The 24,166-nt window shown below is 41.2% G+C and carries 19 protein-coding genes, 2 pseudogenes and 1 riboswitch; of the genes and pseudogenes, 15 read left to right on the top strand and 6 right to left on the bottom strand.

Annotated features, from left to right (window positions below):
* Positions 1-11: 11 nt before the first annotated feature.
* Positions 12-1,007 carry a glycerophosphodiester phosphodiesterase gene (locus V7L12_RS19910; protein WP_335086824.1) on the bottom strand — a complete coding sequence of 332 codons (996 nt, stop codon included), beginning with the start codon at positions 1,005-1,007 and terminating at the stop codon, positions 12-14.
* Positions 1,008-1,069: 62 nt separating this feature from the next.
* A pseudogene (locus V7L12_RS33260) lies at positions 1,070-1,138 on the bottom strand (hypothetical protein); the annotation flags it as partial.
* 551 nt (positions 1,139-1,689) lie between these two features.
* On the opposite strand from V7L12_RS33260, the gene ovoA reads away from it, so the two are divergent.
* The 4 genes from ovoA (at position 1,690) to V7L12_RS19890 (ending at position 5,999) form a co-directional block, all read left to right on the top strand.
* Positions 1,690-3,027, top strand: a complete 1,338-nt coding sequence (gene ovoA / locus V7L12_RS19905) for a 5-histidylcysteine sulfoxide synthase (protein WP_335086822.1) — start codon at positions 1,690-1,692, stop codon at positions 3,025-3,027.
* A 38-nt stretch (positions 3,028-3,065) separates the two neighbouring features.
* A complete protein-coding gene (locus V7L12_RS19900) occupies positions 3,066-3,917 on the top strand; it encodes a sterol desaturase family protein (RefSeq protein WP_335086820.1) in 852 nt (283 codons plus the stop codon).
* Between the two features lie 665 nt (positions 3,918-4,582).
* Positions 4,583-5,428, top strand: coding sequence for a DMT family transporter (locus V7L12_RS19895; RefSeq protein WP_335086818.1), 846 nt, complete (start codon positions 4,583-4,585; stop codon positions 5,426-5,428).
* An 88-nt stretch (positions 5,429-5,516) separates the two neighbouring features.
* Positions 5,517-5,999, top strand: coding sequence for an SET domain-containing protein (locus V7L12_RS19890; RefSeq protein ID WP_335086816.1), 483 nt, complete (start codon positions 5,517-5,519; stop codon positions 5,997-5,999).
* Between the two features lie 123 nt (positions 6,000-6,122).
* On the opposite strand, the gene ilvC is transcribed toward V7L12_RS19890, so the two are convergent.
* On the bottom strand, positions 6,123-7,118 hold the full coding sequence (ilvC, locus tag V7L12_RS19885; protein ID WP_335086814.1) for a ketol-acid reductoisomerase: 996 nt from the start codon (positions 7,116-7,118) through the stop codon (positions 6,123-6,125).
* A 365-nt stretch (positions 7,119-7,483) separates the two neighbouring features.
* Here ilvC and V7L12_RS19880 point away from each other — a divergent pair, with 365 nt between their 5' ends.
* The 5 genes from V7L12_RS19880 to V7L12_RS19860 all read left to right on the top strand — a co-directional run bounded on the left by V7L12_RS19880 (position 7,484) and on the right by V7L12_RS19860 (position 12,852).
* The gene (locus tag V7L12_RS19880; protein WP_335086812.1) at positions 7,484-8,116 is read left to right on the top strand and encodes a DUF1003 domain-containing protein; all 633 of its coding nucleotides are present in this window, start codon (positions 7,484-7,486) and stop codon (positions 8,114-8,116) included.
* Between the two features lie 108 nt (positions 8,117-8,224).
* Positions 8,225-9,145: a DUF4349 domain-containing protein gene (locus V7L12_RS19875; protein WP_335086810.1), complete on the top strand. Its 921-nt coding sequence runs from the start codon at positions 8,225-8,227 to the stop codon at positions 9,143-9,145.
* Between the two features lie 233 nt (positions 9,146-9,378).
* Positions 9,379-10,737 carry an NAD(P)/FAD-dependent oxidoreductase gene (locus V7L12_RS19870; protein ID WP_335086808.1) on the top strand — a complete coding sequence of 453 codons (1,359 nt, stop codon included), beginning with the start codon at positions 9,379-9,381 and terminating at the stop codon, positions 10,735-10,737.
* A 132-nt stretch (positions 10,738-10,869) separates the two neighbouring features.
* Positions 10,870-12,105, top strand: a complete 1,236-nt coding sequence (locus V7L12_RS19865; RefSeq protein ID WP_335086807.1) for an LL-diaminopimelate aminotransferase — start codon at positions 10,870-10,872, stop codon at positions 12,103-12,105.
* Between the two features lie 111 nt (positions 12,106-12,216).
* The gene (locus V7L12_RS19860) at positions 12,217-12,852 is read left to right on the top strand and encodes a Uma2 family endonuclease (RefSeq protein WP_335086805.1); all 636 of its coding nucleotides are present in this window, start codon (positions 12,217-12,219) and stop codon (positions 12,850-12,852) included.
* A 249-nt stretch (positions 12,853-13,101) separates the two neighbouring features.
* Here the strand turns inward: V7L12_RS19860 and V7L12_RS19855 are convergent, their stop codons facing one another.
* Together V7L12_RS19855 and V7L12_RS19850 are read right to left on the bottom strand one after the other, a co-directional pair.
* Positions 13,102-13,293: a hypothetical protein gene (locus V7L12_RS19855; protein WP_335086804.1), complete on the bottom strand. Its 192-nt coding sequence runs from the start codon at positions 13,291-13,293 to the stop codon at positions 13,102-13,104.
* Positions 13,294-13,350: 57 nt separating this feature from the next.
* Complete coding sequence (locus V7L12_RS19850; RefSeq protein WP_335086803.1) at positions 13,351-14,691, bottom strand: voltage-gated chloride channel family protein; 1,341 nt, start codon at positions 14,689-14,691, stop codon at positions 13,351-13,353.
* Positions 14,692-14,786: 95 nt separating this feature from the next.
* A riboswitch (Fluoride riboswitch) is annotated at positions 14,787-14,871 on the bottom strand.
* A gap of 356 nt (positions 14,872-15,227) precedes the next feature.
* Here V7L12_RS19850 and V7L12_RS19845 point away from each other — a divergent pair.
* The 3 genes from V7L12_RS19845 to V7L12_RS19835 all read left to right on the top strand — a co-directional run bounded on the left by V7L12_RS19845 (position 15,228) and on the right by V7L12_RS19835 (position 17,453).
* Positions 15,228-15,779: a Chromate resistance protein ChrB gene (locus V7L12_RS19845; protein ID WP_335086802.1), complete on the top strand. Its 552-nt coding sequence runs from the start codon at positions 15,228-15,230 to the stop codon at positions 15,777-15,779.
* A gap of 286 nt (positions 15,780-16,065) precedes the next feature.
* The gene (locus V7L12_RS19840) at positions 16,066-16,935 is read left to right on the top strand and encodes a zinc metalloprotease HtpX (RefSeq protein ID WP_335086800.1); all 870 of its coding nucleotides are present in this window, start codon (positions 16,066-16,068) and stop codon (positions 16,933-16,935) included.
* A gap of 113 nt (positions 16,936-17,048) precedes the next feature.
* A complete protein-coding gene (locus V7L12_RS19835) occupies positions 17,049-17,453 on the top strand; it encodes a hypothetical protein (RefSeq protein WP_335086798.1) in 405 nt (134 codons plus the stop codon).
* Between the two features lie 202 nt (positions 17,454-17,655).
* Here the strand turns inward: V7L12_RS19835 and V7L12_RS19830 are convergent, their stop codons facing one another.
* Positions 17,656-18,633: a pentapeptide repeat-containing protein gene (locus V7L12_RS19830; protein ID WP_335086797.1), complete on the bottom strand. Its 978-nt coding sequence runs from the start codon at positions 18,631-18,633 to the stop codon at positions 17,656-17,658.
* Between the two features lie 376 nt (positions 18,634-19,009).
* Between V7L12_RS19830 and V7L12_RS19825 the strand changes: the two are divergent.
* From V7L12_RS19825 to lnt, 3 genes and pseudogenes are all read left to right on the top strand, one after another.
* A pseudogene (locus tag V7L12_RS19825) lies at positions 19,010-19,606 on the top strand (chloride channel protein); the annotation flags it as partial.
* A gap of 141 nt (positions 19,607-19,747) precedes the next feature.
* Positions 19,748-22,360: a DNA topoisomerase (ATP-hydrolyzing) subunit A gene (gyrA, locus tag V7L12_RS19820; RefSeq protein ID WP_335086795.1), complete on the top strand. Its 2,613-nt coding sequence runs from the start codon at positions 19,748-19,750 to the stop codon at positions 22,358-22,360.
* A complete protein-coding gene (gene lnt / locus V7L12_RS19815; RefSeq protein ID WP_335086793.1) occupies positions 22,341-23,954 on the top strand; it encodes an apolipoprotein N-acyltransferase in 1,614 nt (537 codons plus the stop codon). The genes gyrA and lnt overlap by 20 nt, the downstream gene beginning before the upstream one ends.
* Positions 23,955-24,166: the final 212 nt, after the last annotated feature.

Below are 24,166 nucleotides of genomic sequence, written 5' to 3'. Positions count from 1 at the left end.
ACCCTACTAAATTACCACTGAACAGTAGGGTGGTAAGCTGCTGTATCTGGGTAGTCGCTAAATACGCCATCAACACCTAAGTTGAAAAATAGTTCATATTCACCTTGAGGATTTCCTTGAAAATCCAATGGCAAAAAACAGTCTTCATTGCGGAAAGTCCAGACATGAACTAGCAAACCAGCCGCATGAGCATCTATCACTAAAGATGTAGGCGATCGCAATTTACCATTGTTGTCTCTAGGAACCAGTAAATTTTTATGAATTCCTACCGCTTGTGCATATTCAGCAATTTCTGCTAAACCTGATGCTGTGACTAAATCTGTATAGGTGCGTTCGCAGCCACTAACGACAAAATCATTAGGTTTACCACTGTTATTCAGCAATTGCACTAGAGGTAAATCAGTCTTTGTGGATAAATCTTGTAAATTAGCCATTTCAAAAGACTGAATAAAAACAGGTGCGTTAGCTCCCTGATAACCGTTAGCTGTTAAAGTTGTAAGTAGGGGTGCTTCTAGGGCTAACCCAATAGATTTAAAGTAAGTTGGGTGCTTAGTTTCTGGGTAAATGCCAATCGCCCGATTAATTTCGCCACTTTTAACCTTGACTAAATCGATGATTTCTTGCAGCGTGGGAATTTCTAAGAGTCCATCATAGGCGGTATTTTGCGATCGCAGTTGGGGAATTCGCTCTTTAGCTCGTAGTGTTTTCAGTTCTGTTAGGGTAAAGTCTTCAGTAAACCAGCCAGTTTTTGATTCGCCATCAATTATTTTAGTGGTTTGAAGATGAGCAAATTCTACATGGCTTGCAACGTTGGTGGTTTCAGAAATCTCATTTTCGTGACGAGCAATTAAAATACCATCTTTGGTGGAAACTAAATCAGGTTCAATATAATCAGCCCCAAGTGCGATCGCTAACTCATAAGCAGCTAAAGTATGTTCGGGACGATAGCCGCTAGCACCTCGGTGTGCAATGATAATTGGAGATGCGTCTTGCAAAGTTGTAGTCATTACTTTACCCACCTACACAGAAGCAAGCTATCCGTACCATGTCGTTAAGAAGCAGTGCATTACTAGGGTTTGATGCTGTAGCCACTTACGTCAACTAATAAATATCCTTGAGCAACCAGTTTGTCAACCGTATTCGGTTAACGATATTACGTTAATAAGTATCAAAGGTGGATAAATCTAGTTCCAATACATCGAGCGAGAGCCGGAATAACTCATAATTCAATATAGTTTAGTTCTCTATGGGAAACTAGAAAATGAATATTGTTAGTTTTGCGATCGCTACTCACCTAAAATTATTTTTAATTTAACTCTAAGTAAGTCAAGACAAATAAAACTGTCTAGAGAGGGTTGTAATTTTTCATTGGTAAGAGTTTAAATAGTTTTTACCTTTAATAATATAGTTATATTTATTCTTACTGAATTACTTGTTAGCTGATAGTTGAATTATTATTCAACTAATATTAGATTAATCAAATCTACCATACTAAGACCACTAAATCGATAAAGCTTTGGTACTATACGAAAAACTAATTATTGAACAATAAGTATTGCTATTAAATAATAAATCTGTCATATTTAAGAGTCTTATTATTCCCTACCTACGCAAGTAAATTCAGGAACCAAATCGGCTTTCTAGATAGATAATTAATTTGTTTTATTGTTCTATAATAACAATTTAACCATGAATAGTCTGCAATCTGCTAAACCTCCAAAACTTAATAGTTGTAATAACCAAGTTATCCTCGATTACTTTGAGAATGCTTGGCAACTGGAAGATATGTTATTGAAAAGTCTAGTTGGGGAAGAGACATTTTATCTCAATCCTGACCCTTTGAGAAATCCTCTAATTTTTTATCTGGGACATTCAGCTATTTTCTACATCAATAAATTAATTCAGGTGGGGTTATTAGAAAAACGCCTCAATCCAGAGTATGAGATTTTGTTTGAAATTGGAGTTGATCCAGAAATACCAGAGGAGTTGAATGAAGCGATCGCTCATCTGCAATGGCCGCAAGTTGCGCAAACTTGGGAATATCGAGAACAAGCATATTCCGTAATTTCCGAATTAATTAAGACAACCCCTATTACTCTGCCAATTCATCCTAATCATCCTCTTTGGGCTTTAATGATGGGGATTGAACACCAACGTATTCACATTGAAACTTCTTCGATGTTAATTCGCCAACTACCAATTGAGAGAGTGAAACGTCCTCAAAATTGGCAATATGCCCCTTTTAATGGTTACACTCATCAGAACGAAATGATAGAAGTTGCTGGTGGGGTAGTAAAACTCGGTAAAGCCTTAGATGACTCTACTTATGGATGGGATATTGATTATGGCGATCGCACTGTTGAAGTTGCACCCTTTTTCGCCAGCAAATATCTGATTACCAATGCCGATTTTATTTATTTTGTAAAAGCTAATGGTTACGAAAATCAAGACTATTGGGATGAAGAATCTTGGAATTGGAAAACTCGATACAATATTCAATATCCTAAATTTTGGTTACATGAAAATGGTAGCTACAAATATCGAGCCATGTTTGATGAAATTGACCTCCCTCTAGATTGGCCCGTGGAAGTCAATTATTATGAAGCAATGGCTTATTGTCGTTGGCAAGGGAAAGATACTCGTTTAATGAGTGAACCAGAATACCATTTAGCAACTTATGGTAATAGTTTATTAGATGATGTCGAAAATTATAATCTCAATTTAAAATTTGGCTCACCTAGTCCTGTTGGGATGTTAGAAACAGCCAAAAGTTCTTCGGGATTGTATGATTTACGTGGGAATGTTTGGGAATGGTTGAGTAATAACCTAAACCCTCTTGCAGGATATCAACCTCATTTTCTTTATGAAGATAATTCTGCCATCTTTTTTGATGATAAACATCAAATGATGTTAGGAGGATGTTGGATAACTAATGGTACAGAAGCTTTAAAATATTACCGCAACTGGTTCCGTCCAAATTTTTATCAGCACGCTGGTTTTCGGATTATTCAAGATATCAAAAGTTAACAGAATATACCTCAGTCACATACTATAAGGTTACAGAGATGCAAAAGATTTTGAATTTCTGTTCTGAGATCGAATTCTATCTCAAGATCGCTATTAGTTGTACAATTGTTCAGCAGGTATTTTATTTGCTGTTAAACAATATCGATATCGACTTTATAACGCAGGTGCTGTTGTATTGGCTCCTTGGTTCTATCTCATTTTATAGTATTGGCATTCTCATTGAAAAAGGAATCAAAAGTAACGATATTTTAAGAAATAAGCTGACTGCAAGGGTCAAGAAAGTCAAAAATCAAGAATTTCCTTCCTTTACTATCAAAGGTATTATAACAGGAGAAATTAAAGCTTTTCTATCAGCACTCATAATTCTATATCTAGCTCCAGAGGTTCATAGAGGAAATAGCTTACTCCTAAATCTTGGATGGTTTTTGATGAGAATAGTTGCTGCCGATTTCTGTTTTTATGTTGCTCATCGGCTCTTGCACACAAGATTCTTGCAGAAAATCCATCTTAAACATCATGAGTTTCGTGACTCATCAAGTTTTGTTGCTGGACACAAAAGTTTGGTTGAATATATTATTGTTGCGATCGCTGATGTTTTACCTATTTTTATATTTGGATATGACATTACTCAACTGTGTGCATGGAGCGTTATAGGTAATGCTTACAACTTAGAAGGTCATAGTTCTTTGTCAATATTTTTCATTCCATCAGATTTCCACGATCTTCATCACACTTGCTTTAATGGAAACTATGGCATTCAGGGATTCTGGGACAGAGTATTCAACACACTGAATCCTCCTACCAAGAAGCCGGGAATTATGTTTCCTGTGAGTTTTATCGAGTATATAACTATTAAGTCATCTATGAGTAATGATACTGAAAAAACATAATTCAACTAAAAAAATCATGATATTATAGCGTTTCCTAATCATATAAAACACATCATAGTCCCCTCCTGGCTTGCTCTTAGTGGGTTGGTGGTGGAGTTGTTGTACCTCATTTAACCCAGAAGTCGTATATATACAACTAATTGGCAGAGACTATTAGTCAATAGCTCTCAAAGTTCTCATGCAAATATCTAGAGTTGAGCAATTACGGCATTAATAGCAGATTTGGGCAAATTAGGCAATCAATTAAATTTTGTCTTTGGGATGCTTCCTAAAGTGACAAACAATGATGTTATCAAACGCCCCATTGAGATACTTCCTTACATTTGAAATTATCTTATCGTCAACCACTTAATGATAGAATTTTTATTATTCCCGGATTTTTGATAATTACAGACACCGAACATAACACAGTAAATGATACAGTTTGGATTAGATTAATACGAACTTTCTTGACTTTTTAATTGCAATGTGGAATAAAGATATGAAATTATGAAAATTGGGTTACTAGAACTTCGCCAACTAAAAAGCCTAGATTCTGAAGGTACGGATAGGACGGAACAAAACCAACATTATTTATGCGATCGCATTCTCTATGGATGTAAAGAAACATTATTTAATCAATTAGTTTAATGGAAACGAAAAATTCCTTGCATTTAAAAGGAATAATGCTACTTATCCTTGTTAATGTAATTAGCGCTACAACTTTTCCATTGATTAAAGACATTGTTACTAGCCTTTCACCAAGTGCATTGATTGCCAGCCGCTTTGTCATAGCGGCAGGGATTTTTACCGTAAATTTACGTAATCTTAATGCACTTTTAGTTCGTGATGGCATATTGTTAGGGCTTTTGCTGTTCTTTTTCTTAGGTATCGAAACAATTGCACTCAAGACCATACCAGCAAATCGAGCGGCATTCATTGGCAGTTTGAACGCCCTGATCGTCCCGCTGCTAGGATGGCTGAGTGGTCAGCGCGTACCGTTGAAAACTTTCTTAGCCGCTGGAGTTGCTGTGATCGGTATTGGTGTGATGTTTTGGGAAGGGGGAGAACTAGGAATTGGCGATCTATTAATGTTCGTTGATGCTTTTGTCTATGCAGCCTACATACTTTTCCTAGAGCGAGTCGCCTCCCGTCACCCGACTTTAACACTTACTAGTGTTCAACTTTTGTTCATTGCAACGGTAGGGGTACTCTGGAGTAACACACAAATCTTTAACCAATTTGAGATAATTCGCCAGCACTGGGGAGCGATTCTCTACTTAGGGCTGTTGGCTACGGCTGCTGTCATCTGGCTTCAAACATTGGCACAGCAATGGGTTTCCTCTGAAGAAGCTGCTTTACTTTTTACACTTGAGCCATTGTTTGCGACAATTTTCTCGTTTTGGCTACTTGGAGAACATCTGGGAATACGCGGTCTAATTGGCGCGATTCTTGTCTTAGTTGCTCTGCTTCTCAGTCAAAGCCCTCAAAAGATTGAGCCGGAAGCAAAAGTTGAGGTACAGAGCAGTTAACGGACTCTTACCTCAAAAGTGAAATTTAACTAAGCCAAGTTTGAAACTTGGAAGCCGCAAGAAATTTAAATCCAGTGGATCTTTATCTATGACTACAATAGAGTCGATTTCAGCTGTCAAGCTCAATTCTCATATCACGATTCAGGAAACAGCAAAAGGACGAGGAGTCTTTGCTAGCAAAAAATTTGCCCAAGGGGAAACTGTCGTGGTGGGTATCCCAATTGAAGAAGTTCCCGAACGAACAATTTATTCCTTTCAGATGGATTTTAATTTGTATGTCAATCTAAACGAGCCTGCTGTCGTCATTAACCATTCTTGTGATCCAAATACTGGGGTAAGAAACAATCAGTTTGGAGGATATGACTTCGTTGCTTTGGGCGATATCGAAGCAGGTGAGGAGATTACCTGGGACTACGAAACCACTGAATATGAATCAATTGCTATCTCCCGGTGCTTGTGCGAATCTCTATCCTGTCGAGGGAAAACATTAGGATTCAAATTCCGGGAACAAATGTTACGTGATACTTATGGAGAGCACATTGCAGATTATCTAAAAACTCAAAGTAAATGATGTTTGCTAAACCACATTTATTTTGATAACTATAGTTTTTCAAAGTAGTGGGAGTATCAACTATTGTAGAGACGCGTTAACACTGCGGGACAAAGTACAGTTTAGCGTCTCTACATTCTTTTGTTAAGCCTTTTTCAACCAGCTAAACATAGCGCGTAAATCTTTACCAACTTCCTCAATTTTGTGTTCAGATTCTTTGCGACGCATGGCGGTAAATCCTGGTTTACCAGCTTGGTTTTCTAGAACGAATTCTCGTGCAAATTGCCCAGATTGAATTTCGCTGAGAATCTTCTGCATTTCAGCTTTGGTTTGTTCGGTAACAATCCGCGGTCCACGCGTATAATCGCCATATTCAGCGGTATTAGAAATGCTGTCGCGCATTTTCGCTAAACCTCCTTCCACAACTAAGTCAACAATCAATTTGACTTCATGCAGACATTCAAAATAAGCCAATTCTGGTTGATAACCAGCTTCTACCAAAGTTTCAAATCCAGCTTTGATTAAAGCACTCAAGCCACCGCACAATACCGCTTGTTCGCCAAATAAATCTGTTTCGGTTTCTTCACGGAAAGTAGTTTCGAGAACACCAGCGCGAGTACCACCAATACCTTTAGCATAAGACAGCGCGCGATCGCGCGCTTGACCACTAGCATCTTGATAAACTGCAAACAGCGCTGGTACGCCTTCACCCTGTTCATAAGTCCGCCGTACTATATGCCCTGGACCTTTGGGGGCTACCATCACCACATCTACGTTAGCAGGTGGTACAATTTGCCCAAAGTGAATATTGAAACCGTGGGCAAAAGCTAACACATTTCCTTCTTCTAGATTGGGTTCAATCTCGTTTTTGTAAATCGTTTTTTGGACTTCATCAGGTAACAAAATCATGATGAAATCAGCAGCATTAGCAGCATCTGCAACATTTTTCACAGTTAACCCAGCTGCTTCAGCTTTTGCGACTGACTTGCTACCCGGATATAGTCCCACAATCACATTCAAACCACTATCTTTGAGATTGAGAGCGTGGGCATGACCTTGGGAACCATAGCCGATAATAGCAATAGTTTTTCCAGCCAAAAGGTCTAAATTGGCATCTTCGTCATAATACATCCGGGCCATAGAAGCATCTCCTGTCAGCAAGCATCGTCATTTATTGGCAGGCTTAAGATTGTACCCCAAATTGAGTAACCACAGATGAACTGTAACCCGGATTTCTCACAATATTGCTCAAAGCGTTATAAAAGCTAGATTCATAAGTTTCACATTGCATTAAAATTTTTAGCCGTCAGAAATGTCAGAAAGATACTCTGGGTAAAGGTTGTCACCTTGAAACTTACCTGCACTAAGGGTTCCAGTAGACACTATAACCTTATTACCTCCAATTTTTGTTCAAACTTGATTGATTAATCAAGCATATAAAAGTCGAATTGCGGTTTAAATTGAGTTAGTAAATTGAAGTAATCATTCATCAAGTCAGACTACCAATGCTCTCCCAAGATAAACCAAATCCAAAAGATTCACCGCAAGGATCGTGCGAAACACGTCGTCAAAACATTCTGCCCACTGCCCCATTACCGGAATCTATTAGTAAAAATATCGAGACTATCATCGCATTGCACAGACGTTCTGAAAAAGACGTACCACAACACCAGCGGGTTGTAGAAACGGTAACTACTTTTTTCGGTCGTCCTGTATTCCTGTATAGCATCCTGCTTGGGATTATTCTGTGGGTAACACCCAATGTCTTACCACGACGTTTGGGCATACCAAGATTTGATCCTCTTCCATTTCCTTGGTTACAATTTTCACTGACTGCGGGTTCATTGTTGGTGACAACAGGGGTATTGATTAAACAAGAGCGACAAGAAAAGTTAGCAGAGCAACGGACGCAGCTTATTCTTCAACTCAATCTGCTCTCTGAGCAGAAAATCGCTAAACTCATTGCTTTGGTTGAGGAATTACGCCAGGATATTCCTAATGTCAAAAATCGCTCTGACCCGGAGGCTGAAATGATGAAGTCCCCTACTGATCCACACGCAATTATAGATGTATTAGAAGAGACTTTAGCATCCGAATTAGCAAGTTTCTCTCAGCAAAAAACATCAATTGAAGAATAATTGGACTTTGGACAAAACTTTATCCCTGTTACATAAATCGTAACAATACAGACATGGAGTTTTACTTCAGTAATACTGGGGTTAACTTCATCTATCTGGGGGTAGATTATGTACGCTTCGAGTAAATTACCGCGCACATCTGCTTTATTTATAAGTGCGTTATTGGGAGGGGTGATTTTCACCAGTTGCGCCTCTTCCCATCAGTCAGGAAATCAGGCTTTACCTCCAATTGCAGCCAATGGCGCGGTAAATCAATTACCTGCTCGTGAAAGCAGTCTTTCCCAAAAGGCGGAAGCTGCACCAATAGCCCGTTCTCGTCCCCAACTTATCAAAAAAGCAGCAATCTCTTTGACTGTCAACTCTGTAGATCGGACTATTGATGCCGTTTCGCAAATTATCAATCAACAGCAAGGGGATTTAATCGGGTTGAAACAACAACAACCCAAAAACGACAACCCGCGTTACACAGCAACAATCCAATTGCGGATACCAGAGAATCGGCTAGAACCTACCCTAGAACAACTAGCTAAATTAGGCACTGTTAATAGTCGTAATATCACTGCCGAAGATGTAGGCGATCGCCTAGTGGATTTTCAAGCCAGATTAACTAATTTGCAAAAAACTGAAGCCAATTTGCAAAAAATTATGGATCGGGCAGCTTCTGTCAGAGATGTGCTTAGTGTTGCTCAAGAACTGAGTAATGTCCGACAAACAATAGAACAAATTGATGCCCAACTCAAAAGCTTACAAAATCAAGTTGCTTATTCCACTATTACGCTGAACCTAGAAGCAGCAGTTTCTAGCACCAGTCCCCAACCTGCCTTCGGTTTGCAAGTTCAGGAAACTTGGAACAACTCTACCCATTCTTTGAGGGCATTTTCCGTTGGCTTACTCAAGCTGGGTATTTGGTTAATTGTCTACAGTCCCTATTTGTTAATTTTTGCTGCTCTTGTCTATGGCTTTAACCGTTGGCGGCGAACTCATTCACCACGTTTGACACAAACACCAGAGTCAACTAGTTCTGACTAAACTTGCATAAATCTTACATCTACCTTTGATAAATCTACACAGGTAAAGAGGGACTCAAATATTCCAAACTCCTATTGTCTGTACCTTTCGCCTAAAAATTTTCTTTATCCTGTAGTCTTGATTACTTTAATACTTTTTTAAATGTAAAGAGCAATACAAAATATCTGATGACAATTTTGATACAAATTTGTTAAGAATAGTTACAATAGTCGGCGTACACGATAATATTTCTTATGGTAAATTCACTTGACAATAGTCCACCCCATCAAGTAGTTATTGTTGGCGGTGGTTTTGGTGGACTTTATGCAGCAAAAACACTCGCCAAGGCAGCAGTAAAGGTTACTCTGATTGATAAACGTAACTTTCATCTATTTCAACCCCTTTTATATCAAGTCGCCACAGGTGCGCTATCTCCTGCTGATATATCCTCACCGTTGCGTTCTGTCCTCAGCAAGAGCAAGAATACGAAAGTACTGCTGGGAGAGGTGAATAATATCGATCCAGAAGCGCAAAAAGTGATTGTGGGCGACGAAGCAATAGCTTACGATACGTTAATTGTCGCCACAGGTGCGAAGCATTCCTACTTTGGCAAAGATAACTGGGAAGAATTCGCCCCAGGCTTGAAAACAGTAGAAGATGCGATAGAAATGCGTAGCCGGATTTTTTCGGCGTTTGAAGCCGCAGAAAAAGAAACCGATCCAGAAAAACGCCGCGCTTGGTTAACTTTTGTAATTGTGGGTGGTGGCCCTACTGGTGTAGAGTTAGCTGGTGCGATCGCAGAATTGGCAAATCAAACTCTCAAAGAAGATTTCCGCAATATCGACACCTCAGAAGCCAAGATTTTGCTATTAGAAGGTTTGGAGCGGATTTTGCCACCTTTTGCACCAGAGTTATCACAAGAAGCGGAAGCATCCCTGACGCGCTTGGGGGTGGTTGTGCAGACAAAAACATTAGTAACAAATATTGAAAATGATATTGTTACCCTCAAACAAGGCGATGAAGTTAAAGAGATTGCCTCAAAAACGGTATTATGGGCAGCAGGTGTGAAAGCTTCCGCAATGGGAAAAGTGTTAGCAGAACACACAGATGCCGAATGCGATCGCGCTGGACGGATTATCGTTGAACCTGACTTGAGTATTAAAGGACATCCGAATATTTTTGTAGTTGGCGATTTAGCAAATTTTTCTCATCAAAATGGTAAACCGCTACCTGGTGTTGCACCTGTAGCGAAGCAGCAAGGTGAATATGTAGCAGAACTAGTCCAAAAGCGGCTTGTAGGTAACAATTTGCCACCCTTTGCTTATACCGATCATGGTAGTTTGGCAATGATTGGGCACAATTCTGCTGTGGTAGATTTGGGCTTTATCAAGCTGAAAGGTTTCGTTGCATGGATGTTTTGGCTGTTGATTCACATCTACTTCTTAATTGAATTTAACAACAAATTAGTAGTTATAATTCAGTGGGGATGGAATTACTTTACCCGTAATCGCGGAGCAAGATTGATTACAGGTCAAGAATCAATCACGCAGTTCGGAATTAGCGATCGCAACAGTTACACGTCAGCCGATAATAAACAGCCGATAAATGTCTAGTTGGGCATTCGGCATCAAAAAGAGGACAAGAGGAAGACTTGTTGCAAGTTCTCACTCCTCATCTCCACAACAAAGTTATCGCCCTCATAAATTAGCAGTAAGCTGTTTGAGGGCGTTTTTCATAATCTCTATATGGCAACTATTAACGACAACTACCTGAAACTGAAAGCGGGTTATCTGTTTCCAGAAATTGCTCGGCGGGTGAATGCCTTTGCAGAAGCGAACAGTAATGCTAAAATCATCCGGCTGGGCATTGGCGATGTTACCGAACCTCTGCCGGAGGCTTGCCGCACAGCGATGATTAAAGCTGTGGAAGAAATGGGCGATCGCAATACCTTCAAAGGCTACGGGCCAGAGCAAGGCTACACTTGGTTGCGGGAAAAAATTGCTACTCATGATTTCCAAGCACGGGGAGCCGACATAGATGCTTCGGAAATCTTTATCTCCGACGGTTCCAAATGCGACACAGGCAACATTCTGGAAATCTTTGGTCATGACAATCTAATTGCCGTTACTGACCCAGTTTATCCCGTGTATGTAGACACTAACGTTATGGTGGGAAATACTGGGGATGCCAACGATAAAGGCGAATTTGAGGGTTTGGTCTATCTGCCAATTACAGCAGATAACAACTTCACCGCCGAGATTCCCTCAAAGAAAGTCGATCTAATTTATCTCTGCTTTCCTAATAACCCCACTGGCGCAACTGCTACCAAGGAATATCTCAAAGCATGGGTAGACTATGCCAAAGCTAATAACTCGATTATTTTCTTTGATGCAGCCTACGAAGCCTACATTACCGATGCATCGATTCCCCACTCAATTTATGAAATTGAAGGTGCAAGAGAAATTGCGATCGAATTTCGGTCTTTCTCTAAGAATGCAGGTTTTACAGGAACCCGTTGCGCGTTAACTGTAGTACCGAAGACACTCACAGCAAAAGCCGCCGATGGTTCCGATGTCGAACTATGGAAACTCTGGAATCGTCGCCAGTCTACCAAATTCAACGGTGTTTCTTACATCGTCCAACGGGGAGCCGAAGCGGTTTACTCTGAAGAAGGACAGGCACAAATCAAGGGATTGGTTAGTTTCTATCTAGAAAACGCCAAAATTATCCGCGAGAAACTCACAGCCGCAGGATTAGCGGTGTATGGCGGCGTGAATGCACCTTATGTTTGGGTAAAAACGCCTAATGGTTTATCCAGTTGGGAATTCTTTGATAAGTTGCTGCAAACTGTCAACGTTGTCGGAACACCTGGTTCTGGCTTTGGTGCTGCGGGTGAAGGTTACTTCCGCATTTCGGCGTTTAACAGCCGTGAGAATGTGGAAGAAGCGATGAAGCGGATTACCGAGAATTTTAAGGTGTAGGCGATCGCTTTTGTTAAACTCATTCTATTAGTCTAAAGGTTACGGTGGGCTGTATTATCCACCGCAACCTGATACATAATTATTGAGATTCAGCTTACTAATATTTTGGTTATGACTACTGCTATCCCCGTTTTCAAAGCTGTTAGCCAGATGCAGTTAGCACCTGGTAGCACAGTGACAATTCCAGATGTTAGCTGGGAAGAATTTGAATCTATTTTACAAGAATTGGGAGAAAAAAGAACCACACGAATTGCCTACAGCCAGAGTACTTTAGAAATTATGGCTCCTTTACCAGAACATGAAATACCCAAAGATTTAATTTCTGATATTGTCAAAATATTGCTGAAGGCTAAAGATATCAGATACCAACCTTTTGGTTCCACTACTTTTAAACAGCAAGGTGTAGCAGGAGTTGAACCTGATGCTTGCTTTTATATTCAAAATTATCAACGGATGATTGGTCATCGCCGCTTACAAGCTGATGATCCACCACCAGATTTAGCGATTGAGACTGATGTCACACCAAAAACTACTCTTGATGCTTATGAAGCCATTGGAGTCCCAGAATTATGGGTTTACGACAGTGGAACCCTTTCTATTTATTTGCTGAAAGAGGGGAAATATATAAAATCTAACACCAGCCCTGATTTTGAGGATATAGCTATTACTCAGATTATCCCTTCTGCCGTAGAACGTAGTTGGCAAGTAGGAAGTTTTCAAGCTTTGGAAGAATTGGAAGCAATTTGAAGACGTTATACGCCGTCTCTACTCTGCCATAGTCGGACACGAACTTCGTTCCCCAGCAATCACATATACAAATAATGATTAGCCTTTAGATGAGCAGTTAAATTCAAGGTTCGATTTTACAGGTTAGACAAAGCGCGATCGCCTTCACGTCGTGCTTGCCAAATTAGCATTTTGAGTATGTTTGGCAGAATTATTTTCTGGCTCAGAATACATAGCAAATAATTCACTAAAAACTTCTTCCCCATTAATCTATCCACTACTAACAAATCGTTCTACCTCAACCGAACCATCCTCAAAAAATTCCACTTCCCATCGTTCACCAGCCACCGCCACATTCACCATAATAGTCTCATCCTGATGATGGGCTAAAGTGTAACTAATTCTCTCTTGTTCCAATTGATTTAGAAAGGCAACTAATTTGCTGAATCCATGATTATTCATTTGTCAAACCTCTTATCGCTTAACAACTCTCAATTATCAATTAATTACATCAAAAAGTTATTTCTCAGAATTACTTCTTTCTTCTTCACCATCATCAAGTAAATCAACTTTTTTCTCAACTTTTTCTCGTCCATAATTAGCCAAAGTCACCCCTTCTTCTAAATATACAGCAGAGTATTTACTCAACCCAATACGCTGTGCAGAGTAAATTCCTGAATGACCTGAAAATAAATAGCTCACTATACAGGCAATAGCAATAAATACCCCCGATTTCAGACCAAATAATTCAATTCCCATTAAGGTGGATGCCAAAGGTGTATTTGCTGCACCCGCAAATACACCCACAAATCCCATCCCTGCTAACAGTGGTGCAGGTAATGCTAAAAGCAACGATAAAGCATTACCTAAAGTTGCACCAATAAAAAATAAAGGTGTCACTTCCCCACCCTTAAAACCTGCTCCTAAAGTTAGAGCAGTCAAACCCAATTTGGCTGCAAAATCCCAAGGAGGTAGCTGAGTGAAAAAAGAATCAACAATAGTAGGGATACCAAGCCCAATGTATTTAGTTGTACCACTCAACCCGACAATTGCTGCTATTATTGCACCGCCGATAAAAGGACGCAGTGCAGGATAAGATATTTTTGCTTTAAAGAAGTGACTAATTTGGTGAGTTACTTTAGCAAATAATCTCGCTACAATTCCAAAAATTGCACCTGCAATAATGGCAGAAATCAATCCCCAAATTGTAAGCGTCGGTATAGAGGGAGGGTGTCGGTATGCTGTATGATGTAAACCTAATAGTAAGGTGACTTGATTTCCAACGATCGCAGCAATTAAAGAAGGAAAAAGAGCATCGTAATGAATTTTACCAATCGCTAAAACTTCTAGACCAAATACAGTTCCAGCTAAGGGAGTGCCGAAAACTGAAGCAAATCCCCCACTGATACCTGCTGTTAACAAAATTCGCCGATTAGCTCCTTGAAAACGCAATATTTTAGTTAACTGGTCTGCCAAAGAAGCACCCATTTGTAATGCTGTACCTTCACGACCGGCTGAACCACCAAAAAAATGGGTAAGGTCTGTTCCTAGTAAAACAAGAGGAGCCATACGGAAGGGAATAATATTTTTGGGGTTATGAATTTCTTCTAGTAAAAGATTATTTCCGGCTTCTACAGTCTGACCAAATTGATGATAAATCCAACCACTCAAGAAGCCACCAAGAGGAAGCAAGGCGATAATCCACCGATGTGATTCCCGCCAATCAGTTGCCCATTCCAATGATGCTAAAAGAGCCGCAGAAGCAGTTCCAGCAAGAATGCCAACTACAAAGGAGATGGGCAACCACTTGATTAGATGAGGCAAGGCAATAAATGGTTCAAACTGACGAAAGTGTTTCATCCCATGACTCCTTGAGGTGCGATTTGTAGACAGATACTTTCTACAGGAGAGTCAGGTAATGCATTTAGCCAAGCCCTACTCTCCCGCAGTTAGCAAGGAAAGTAGGAGCCATCAGCCTTCCATAAGAGAGTTTATCGCACTGGAAAGGCGGTTTTGGCGAGCTCCATCGCCGTTAATGATTTGATTAATAATACCATTTTTACTGTGGGTCAATATCTTTGGTATTCTACGATATAGATAAATAATGTGTATCATTGGCGGTATTATATGCTGCCATCATCAGAAATTTTGAACCCTCCAGTGTCTTGTTGACCACTAAATTAAAAATTTAGTGGGGGCTTGTACCCTTTTAATAATTACGAATTACCTTAGCGCAGTGTTAGCGAGTCATCGAGCGTCATTACGAATTAGTAATTATTTGGTCAATGCTCCCAACTTTATAGTTCAGATTCATCATAATTTTCTTAATTCAACAGATGTTTTATAAACTCGGATAGAAATATTAGATTGAAGGCAACACTTGTTACAATGCGTCTATGGATAGAAAATCTTGGAATCTATTGGTGTACAAAGTACCTGCACAGCCTTCAACGCAACGGGTGTATGTTTGGCGTAAACTTAAGGGATTGGGCGCACTTTATCTACAGCAGTCGGTGTGCTTGCTACCACAGCGAGAAGACTTGCAGAGCCATTTGAAAGAATTGAAAGCAGACATTACAGCAGGTGGTGGTGAAGCAGATTTATTCACCATTTGCATTGATGAACCTGAGCAAAATGCTATGTTCCTAGAGCGCTTTCAACAGCAGGTAGACCAAAAATATCAAGAGTTTTTAGGGCAATGTCGAGATTTCAATAGCGAATTGAGCGAGGAACGGAGAATAAGTAATCTCTCTTTTGCAGAACTGCAAGAGAATGAGGCAGAACTAACGAAACTGCGTTCTTGGTTGCCAAAAATTCGCGATCGCGATTTGTTTGATGCCCCAAAATATTCACAAGCTACTGAAGCTTTGAAGGCGTGCGAATTAGATTTTCAGCTATTTACCGAACAAGTATATCAAGCACAAGGAATAGACTCAGAACCTTCATAAGGAAATGGCTCTTAACTAATGGTGTACGCATAACCCAATCTAAGCATCACACTCGTAATTTCTGACTAGATAAACAATTTATTCCTATAGATAGATGCGTTTTTAGTATCTATACGTATTAATTCTATTACTAAATTAGTATTACTAAAACTTAAGCAGGAAAACCGTACTTATCTGATAGGTTTTCTATACCATATATCTAAGTTTAGCTGGATAAAATCAAAATGTAGCTGAAGTAATGCTGTTTTCTCAAAAATTTACACAGCATTAGCAGGAGAGCAAAAATATGACAAATCAATTGAAAACGACTGCTTTGCTAGCTGCATTAAGTGGTCTTTTGATTGCAATTAGTTACTGGGTAATTGGCGGTTATAGTGGCTTGATTATCGGGATTGGCTTGGCAGCAGCAACCAACCTGTTTTCTTGGTATCAATCAGATAAAATTGCCCTAGCAGTATACCAGGCGCAAGCTGTAAGTGAAAGTGAAGCACCAGGACTTTATCGGATGGTGCAGAGATTGAGCGATCGCGCTAACATTCCCATGCCTAAAGTTTATATCGTTCCAAGCCAAGGTGCTAACGCCTTCGCTACAGGGCGCGATCCAGAACACGCTGCTGTGGCTGTCACTGAAGGTATTCTAAATATATTGCCAGATGATGAACTCGAAGGTGTTATCGCCCACGAGCTAACCCATATTATTAATCGTGACACTCTCACACAAGCTGTTGCTGCTACTGTGGCTGGTGCGATCTCATTCCTAGCCCAAATGGTTAGTTACAGCCTATGGTTTGGCGGTGGTTCACGAGATGACAACAGAAGTGGAAATCCTTTAGGTGTTTTATTAACAGTCATGCTTGCGCCAGTGGCTGCGACAATCATTCAGCTAGGAATTTCGCGCACACGAGAATTTTCCGCTGATGCAGGTTCTGCTAGATTAACTGGTAATCCCCGCGCCTTAGCTAGGGCATTGCAACGCTTAGAAGCTTCAGCAAAGCAAATGCCTTTAAATGCCAATCCAGCTTATGAGCCGTTATTAATTATCAATTCCATCTCTGGACAATTTTTGGGTAACTTATTTTCCAGTCACCCGGCGACAGAAATGCGAGTTGCTGCATTACTAAAATTAGAGCAACAACTGCCAACAAAAACTTATTAATTTGTCATTAGTCATTTGTCATTTGTCCTTTGTAAAATAAATGACTAATGACTATTAAGATAGGGTGCAATTTTTATTGGAGAGTAAACTTTGCAATTAAGGATGTTTTAAGTATGAATTCTAACAATATCGAATCTACTGAATCCAGAGTAATTGTAAAAATAAGTTCTGAAACCGACAAATTAGTGGAAACCGAAATGGCTGGTGAAACTGATGAGGTGAAACGCGAAACCAAAGCGTTAATTGAGGCGCTAAAAAGACGCGCTCAAGCTGAGGCTGATTCAGCAGGTACTCTCACCCGTGAAACCTATTTGAAAGTCGTGCGTCAAGCACGGGAATTAATTGAAGGAAGGAAACTGATGGAACGCGATCGCTTAGAAAACTCTTGGGCGGTAATTCAAGATGAAGCTGAGAGAAACTGGCACTTATTGATGAAAGACGTAGTAGACTTCAGCTTTCGTCTGCAAAAGGCGGCTATTGCTGCTTGGGAAACCTTCAATAATCCTTACTCTCGTTAAAGAGGGAAATGTCACTGCAAGCATAACTTTTCCGTCACGGAAAGCTTCTGCTTGCAATGCACTTCGGAAATATTATGCTGACAATTTTTTAGATTTGACAAAATTATTAATTTTGAAACATGGCAAGGAGGGTAGTGATGAAATTTGTACAGAGGTGCGATGCTTATGATTTTTGCTAGCTTGCAACTGAAAAGATTGATTATCACTTTAGCAAAGTCATCCCTGCTGCTTCCGGGTCAAAATTGAGGGGGAAGATAGTAGGACATGGGTAGTCTTTTGAATAAGATTCACACGTTTTAGCACTAGTACTTTTATCTGTATATTTAGCTTCTTGCAGTTTGGCTTGGCTCAGGTTTGCCTCTTGTAAATTGGCTTGGCTTAGGTCTGCCCTCTGCAAATTAGCTGCTATCAGCTTTGCTTCCTGTAGATTAGCTTGGGATAGGTTTGCCTCCTGTAAATTAGATTTGAACAGGAGTGCCTTCTGTAGATTAGCTTTAAACAGGATTGCCCCCTTCAGATTGGCTTTGAACAGAATTGCCTCTTTTAAATTTGTTTCTATCAGGAGTGCCCTTTGTAAATTAGCGTATTCTAAGTCCGCCCCTTGTAGATTGGCATTGTTCAAGTCTGCCTCTAAGAGTTGAATACCACCCTTTTTCTCAAAATCTTCAATATCTTTACGAGAAGGAACCAAATAAGCCGTTGGTACTTCTAAGCCAGACAAACTTTCTCTCTGCCAGCGTAACCAAAACCAAGGAATTTTTCTTGGTTCACTGCTGAGAAATTCTAATGCCTGCACTCTTCCACCGCTGCCAGGCTGTCCATGTGCAGCAGTAATGACTTGCCATGCTTGATAGACTTGTAAATCACGACGTTGCTGTTCACCAGCGATAAATGTAATTGCACCAATCAGTACTGAAGCGTTTACTGCTTGACTTAAAGTTTTAAAGGATATGGCATTTTTTATTGAAGTTGTAGCAAAGACTTTTAATTCTTGATATTGTCTGTTTATCTTCCATGAACTGACAAACCACCATTGTTTATTTAGAAATTCTATTGCATTAGACCAATCATCTTCAGAACTACCGTTTTCTCCCTTGCGTTCACGAGTTGCCCATATCTCATAAGCCTTAGCCTGAATTAATTCGACTGGAATAGATTGTTGGGTTATTAGTTGAGGCAATCGTTGTAGTTTCCTTAGCATTTTGTTTTAGAACCTAATTACGGAGACAGCTTTCCTGTGTTTCTGTGTAACGTTACCTTGCTTATAACGCTGCAATGTCCTGCAGAAAGCTTATACTTCCAATTTGGACTTTCGGAAATGTTATGCTTCTAGTCTCCCAATAAGGGCTGCGATTGCCTAACGTGGAAATACGACTTATAGCACATGAGCAGAAAAATTATCCTTCCGGTGAGAGAAATATTACGGTTCCAAGGACAGGAAAGGGTGCGTGCAGATAAATATTTTAGGGGCGTACAGATAGATGTACGCCCTTTTTTATAGCCCGTCAAAAATATCGCTCTTTGTAGACTAAAAATGATTCACTAAACTAAGGAATGATGATTTTGCGATCGCGATCGTGTTTGGAATTATCGGGGCAGTGGCAGGATGGATTTTTATGGGCATTTTTCGCAGTTGCGATCGCGTCTTTGCCCTGATTCCTTTCCCCATTTATGTACGCACAACACTAGCAGGAGTTGGACTTGGCAGTTTAGCAGTTTTATTACCCCTGACGCGTTATTTTGGAGATGAAGAGTTAGATTCAGTCCTGACTGCTAACTTTGGTGCTGTTTTTCTCTTAACTCTAGCTCTTGGGAAAATGGCTGCCATTAGCATTACGGTAACAGGTAGGTGGCGCAGTGGATTCATCATTCCCCTATTTTTCACTGGTGATTGCATTGGTAAAGCAGTAGCAGTCTTAATTCCAGGACTCGATCCTGCCCTTGCCATGATTTGTACAATGGCGGCTGTCAACGCAGCCGTAACGCGCACACCTATAAGTACGACTTCGCTACTGTCAAAACTGACTAACTTGAGTCCCTTTACGCCAAACCTTTTTGCCAGTTTGATTGGATTTTTTCTTGCCCTTAAAGTTCCTCTGATCGCATCTCAACTCAAATCCCAGAGAGAAGCTACGGATCAAACAAGCGCCTGAGTTAGCTGCACAGGCATAAAAAAGCAATAATGTGATAGAATTGTATCAAATTATAGCAATTATTCAAGAGCAATTTAGAATAATTTTGCGCTTTGTTCAGTAAAAAAGCTAAAATCTACGATTTTTGGAGATTTTTAGGTTATGACAACCTCACAGGAGAGGATTATCCCGACAGACTTGCGAAACGAAATGTCGCAGTCTTATCTGGAATACGCCATGAGCGTGATAGTGGGTCGGGCGCTGCCAGATGCCAGGGATGGTCTAAAACCTGTGCATCGTCGCATTCTTTACGCAATGCACGAGCTAGGTCTGCTCCACGATCGCCCTTTTAAGAAATGCGCCCGTGTAGTGGGTGAAGTATTGGGTAAATATCACCCCCACGGTGACACGGCAGTATATGATGCCTTGGTGCGGATGGCGCAGGATTTTTCCATGCGATCGCCCCTAGTTAACGGGCATGGTAACTTTGGTTCGGTAGACAACGATCCGCCAGCCGCCATGCGGTACACCGAATGTCGGTTGCAAGCTTTAACTAGCGCTGGTCTACTCCACGACATCGAATTAGAAACTGTAGACTTTGCCGATAACTTCGACGGTTCTCAGCAAGAACCCACAGTTTTACCAGCACGAATTCCCCAGTTATTGCTTAACGGTTCCTCTGGAATTGCAGTGGGCATGGCCACCAACATTCCCCCCCACAACTTGGGCGAATTGATTGATGCTTTGGTGGCAGTAATCCACAATCCAGAAATCACCGACCTGGAATTAATGCAGTATGTCCACGGCCCAGACTTTCCGACTGGGGCGCAGATTTTAGGAACATCAGCCATTCGAGAAGCTTACACTACCGGACGTGGTTCCATTACCATGCGTGGTGTAGCTAACATTGAAACCGTTGAACAACGGGGACGCCCAGATAGAGAAGCAATTATCATCACCGAATTGCCCTATCAAACCAACAAAGCGGCGCTGATTGAAAAAATCGCCGAAATGGTGAACGAGAAGCGTCTAGAAGGGATTGCAGATATCCGGGATGAAAGCGATCGCGACGGGATGCGAATTGTGATCGAACTCAAGCGTGATGCTTATCCCCGTGTTGTGCTAAACAACCTCTACAAGCAAACGCCGCTGCAAGCCAACTTCGGCGCGAATATGCTGGCGTTGGTGGATAGCGAACCCCAAGTACTCACCCTCAAGCAGTTCTTAACCGTCTTCTTAGATTTCCGCATAGAATCCATTGCCAGACGCACCCGCTACGAACTGCGGAAAGCCGAGGAACGCGACCATCTCCTCCAAGGATTATTAATTGCCCTGTCTCATTTAGATCCAATTATTGTCTTAATTCGTCATGCTCCCGATGCACCCACAGCCAAAGGCGAATTAATCACAACTTACGGACTCTCAGAAGTGCAAGCAGATGCGATTTTGCAAATGCAATTGCGGCGCTTGACTGCTTTAGAAGCAGACAAAATTCGTTTAGAACACGAAGAATTACAAGCGAAGATTACCGACTTGCAGGATATTTTGGCCCGTCGGGAGAGAGTGCTGGAAATCATTGAAACCGAAGTCACGCAACTCAAAACTAGCTTTGCCACACCCCGCCGCACGGTGATTTTACCAGGGGAAGGGGAATTAGATGACCGTGACCTAATTGCCAATGAAAAAGCGATTATTTTGGTTACAGAACAAGGCTACATCAAACGGATGCCAGTCAACACCTTTGAAGCGCAAAGCCGTGCTACCAGAGGCAAAGCCGCAGCCAAGGTGAAAGATGATGATACCATTGAGCATTTTTTGACTTGCTGCGATCACGACAGTATTTTATTCTTTAGTGAGCGTGGTGTTGTTTATTGCTTGAGAGCTTATCAAATTCCAGCGAGTTCGCGTACCAGTCGCGGGACACCAATTGTTCAAATGCTACCGATTCCCAAAGAGGAAAAAATCACCTCGATTGTACCGGTTGACGAGTTTAGCAACGAAGAATATCTGGTCATGCTCACTAAGGGCGGCAATATCAAGAAAACCGAATTGGCAGCCTTTAGTCACATTCGCGCCAATGGCTTGATTGCCATTTCCTTAGACGAAGGCGACCAACTGCGCTGGGTGCGACGCGCTAGAGTAGAGGACAGTGTAATTATTGGTTCTCGTAACGGGATGGCGATTAACTTCCGGTGCAACCACGAACAACTGCGTCCTTTAAGTAGGGCAACTCGTGGGGTGAAAGCCATGAAACTCAAAAATAAAGATGAACTCGTGGGTATGGATATTCTGCCCGCAGCAATTCTTGAAACTTTGGATGTTACAGAAGCCGAAATTGAAGATATCGAAACAATCGAAACAATCGAAACAGAAGATATCGAAATTACCGAAATTAATGAAGAGTCCGCTGAAGTGCCTAGCAGTGGCATTATTGGCCCTTGGGTGTTGGTAATTACAATGGGAGGATATGGTAAGCGCGTACCAGTTGCCCAATTCCGCCTGCAAAATCGTGCTGGTCAGGGTTTAATGGCAACCAAGTTCAAAAACCGCAAAAACAAAGATAAGTTGGCAACCCTACGCATTGTCAACAATGATGCTGATGAAATTATGATGGTGACAAATCGCGGTATTATCATCCGTCAAGCAGTGAATGCGATTTCGATCCAATCGCGATCGGCGACTGGAGTCAGAGTGCAGCGTCTAGACGAAGACGACGCCATTACTGGAGTGGCAATAGTTCCACCTGATGCTGGCGATGCAGAAGAAGCAGAATAAAAAGCAGGGGGAGAGGTTAACCGCCTTACTCCCTTATTTCATTGCATTCGCTAGCGGCATTTTAATGGGGCTAACCGTTGCCCCTGTAGGTGCATGGTTCTTGGCTTGGATTGCCCTAGTCCCCTTATGGGTGGTAGTTGTCACTTCAGCCAAAGGCAAAAACCAATTCCCCCCTGCTTTCTTCTGGGGTATCGGTTATCATGGTGTCGCCCTATCTTGGATTACGGGAATTCATCCCATGACTTGGTTGGGCGTTCCGTGGTTGCCAAGTTTGGCAATCACCCTTTTTTGTTGGGGATTTATCAGCCTCTTGGGAGGGGTATTCGTTGCTATTTGGGCGGCTGTCATGGTTCGCCTAGCCGGACAAAAACCGTGGCTACGTATACTGATTGGTACAGCCGTCTGGTGCGGTTTAGAAAGTCTGTGGAGTGCTGGTCCTTTGTGGTGGAGTTCCCTTGCTTACACACAAAGTCCGCATAATCTCGTAATTGTACATCTGGGTCAACTGTCTGGGCCTAATACTGTAACAGCGGCAATAGTTGCTGTTAATGGCCTAATTGCTGAAGGATGGATGAACCGCAAAGAGGCAGAGAGCGCAGAGAGAATTTCCTCTGTGTCCCCTGTGCCTTTGCGGTTCGTTAATAAATATTTAGTTACCGCCACAGGATTATTAATTACCTTACACCTCATCGGTTTTATCTTATACAGCCGTCCTATCGCCCAAGTACCAGAAGCAGCCTTGAAAGTGGGGATTGTTCAGGGTAATATCCCGAACCGACTTTTACGAAGTTCTGAAGGGTTTCGTCGCGCTCAAGAAAATTACACCAGTGGATATCTAACTTTAGCAGATCAAGGTGTAGATGCAGTCCTGACCCCAGAAGGAGCCTTACCTATTTTCCAGCGTAATTTGCTAGCAACTGCCTTAGTCGCAGCTGTGAAAGAAAAAGGCGTAGTTGCTTGGATTGGGGCTTTTGGCGAACGGGGAGATAGTTATACAATTAGCTTGTTTACTTTCAATGCTAAAGGTGAAATTGTCAGCCGCTACGATAAGTCCAAACTAGTACCTTTGGGAGAATATATTCCCTTTGAAGGAATTTTAGGTGGGTTAGTTCAACGCTTATCGCCTTTGGATGCACACCAAGTTGCTGGTTCAGCAAATCAGCTATTTGACACTCCTTTTGGTCGAGCGATCGCTAGTATATGTTATGAATCTGCTTTTCCTGAACAATTTAGCCGTCAAGCGGCGGCGGGTGGGCAGTTTATTCTCAGTTCTTCTAACGATGCCCATTACACTGCATCCATGCCATTTCAGCATCATGCACAGGATATCATGCGGGCTATTGAAACCGATCGCTGGTCAGCACGAGCAACTAATACTGGATATTCAGCCTTTGTAGATCCTCATGGCAAAACCTTATGGATGTCTGGATATAATACCTACGAAACTCATGCTGAAACAATTTATCGACGACAGACACAGACTTTATATGTGCGTTGGGGTGATTGGTTAACACCCTTGTTATTGATCTCTTCTGGAGGAGCTTGGCTGGTAATTCGCGGTATAAAGAAATTCAGTAATTTGGGCAATTCCTAGCGGATTGAGTCTTTGGAGTTATTAGCGATCGCTTGACTATTTAATGATTTAATCACAAGTCAACTTCTATTATCGGGCGGCTTTTGGGGGAAAACTTTTCAATTTACTAAAATTATCGGCGTTGCTGAGTGCGGTATGAATCAATTGAACACCAGGATAAAACGATACTTCAAGTAGTGAAGTAATAATCGAATAGAGTATTTCAGTATTTC

Origin of the sequence: Nostoc sp. (assembly GCF_036918245.1) — a bacterium.
GTDB lineage: Bacteria > Cyanobacteriota > Cyanobacteriia > Cyanobacteriales > Nostocaceae > Nostoc.
This window is presented reverse-complemented; position numbering and strand designations above follow the sequence as displayed.

What these genes read in the sequence shown, in the direction of transcription:
- V7L12_RS19910 (WP_335086824.1), bottom strand. Translation starts at nt 1,007, where the DNA reads ATGACTACAACTTTGCAAGACGCATCTCCAATTATCATTGCACACCGA.
- ovoA (WP_335086822.1), top strand. Translation starts at nt 1,690, where the DNA reads ATGAATAGTCTGCAATCTGCTAAACCTCCAAAACTTAATAGTTGTAAT.
- V7L12_RS19900 (WP_335086820.1), top strand. Translation starts at nt 3,066, where the DNA reads ATGCAAAAGATTTTGAATTTCTGTTCTGAGATCGAATTCTATCTCAAG.
- V7L12_RS19895 (WP_335086818.1), top strand. Translation starts at nt 4,583, where the DNA reads ATGCTACTTATCCTTGTTAATGTAATTAGCGCTACAACTTTTCCATTG.
- V7L12_RS19890 (WP_335086816.1), top strand. Translation starts at nt 5,517, where the DNA reads ATGACTACAATAGAGTCGATTTCAGCTGTCAAGCTCAATTCTCATATC.
- ilvC (WP_335086814.1), bottom strand. Translation starts at nt 7,118, where the DNA reads ATGGCCCGGATGTATTATGACGAAGATGCCAATTTAGACCTTTTGGCT.
- V7L12_RS19880 (WP_335086812.1), top strand. Translation starts at nt 7,484, where the DNA reads ATGCTCTCCCAAGATAAACCAAATCCAAAAGATTCACCGCAAGGATCG.
- V7L12_RS19875 (WP_335086810.1), top strand. Translation starts at nt 8,225, where the DNA reads ATGTACGCTTCGAGTAAATTACCGCGCACATCTGCTTTATTTATAAGT.
- V7L12_RS19870 (WP_335086808.1), top strand. Translation starts at nt 9,379, where the DNA reads ATGGTAAATTCACTTGACAATAGTCCACCCCATCAAGTAGTTATTGTT.
- V7L12_RS19865 (WP_335086807.1), top strand. Translation starts at nt 10,870, where the DNA reads ATGGCAACTATTAACGACAACTACCTGAAACTGAAAGCGGGTTATCTG.
- V7L12_RS19860 (WP_335086805.1), top strand. Translation starts at nt 12,217, where the DNA reads ATGACTACTGCTATCCCCGTTTTCAAAGCTGTTAGCCAGATGCAGTTA.
- V7L12_RS19855 (WP_335086804.1), bottom strand. Translation starts at nt 13,293, where the DNA reads ATGAATAATCATGGATTCAGCAAATTAGTTGCCTTTCTAAATCAATTG.
- V7L12_RS19850 (WP_335086803.1), bottom strand. Translation starts at nt 14,691, where the DNA reads ATGAAACACTTTCGTCAGTTTGAACCATTTATTGCCTTGCCTCATCTA.
- V7L12_RS19845 (WP_335086802.1), top strand. Translation starts at nt 15,228, where the DNA reads ATGGATAGAAAATCTTGGAATCTATTGGTGTACAAAGTACCTGCACAG.
- V7L12_RS19840 (WP_335086800.1), top strand. Translation starts at nt 16,066, where the DNA reads ATGACAAATCAATTGAAAACGACTGCTTTGCTAGCTGCATTAAGTGGT.
- V7L12_RS19835 (WP_335086798.1), top strand. Translation starts at nt 17,049, where the DNA reads ATGAATTCTAACAATATCGAATCTACTGAATCCAGAGTAATTGTAAAA.
- gyrA (WP_335086795.1), top strand. Translation starts at nt 19,748, where the DNA reads ATGACAACCTCACAGGAGAGGATTATCCCGACAGACTTGCGAAACGAA.
- lnt (WP_335086793.1), top strand. Translation starts at nt 22,341, where the DNA reads ATGCAGAAGAAGCAGAATAAAAAGCAGGGGGAGAGGTTAACCGCCTTA.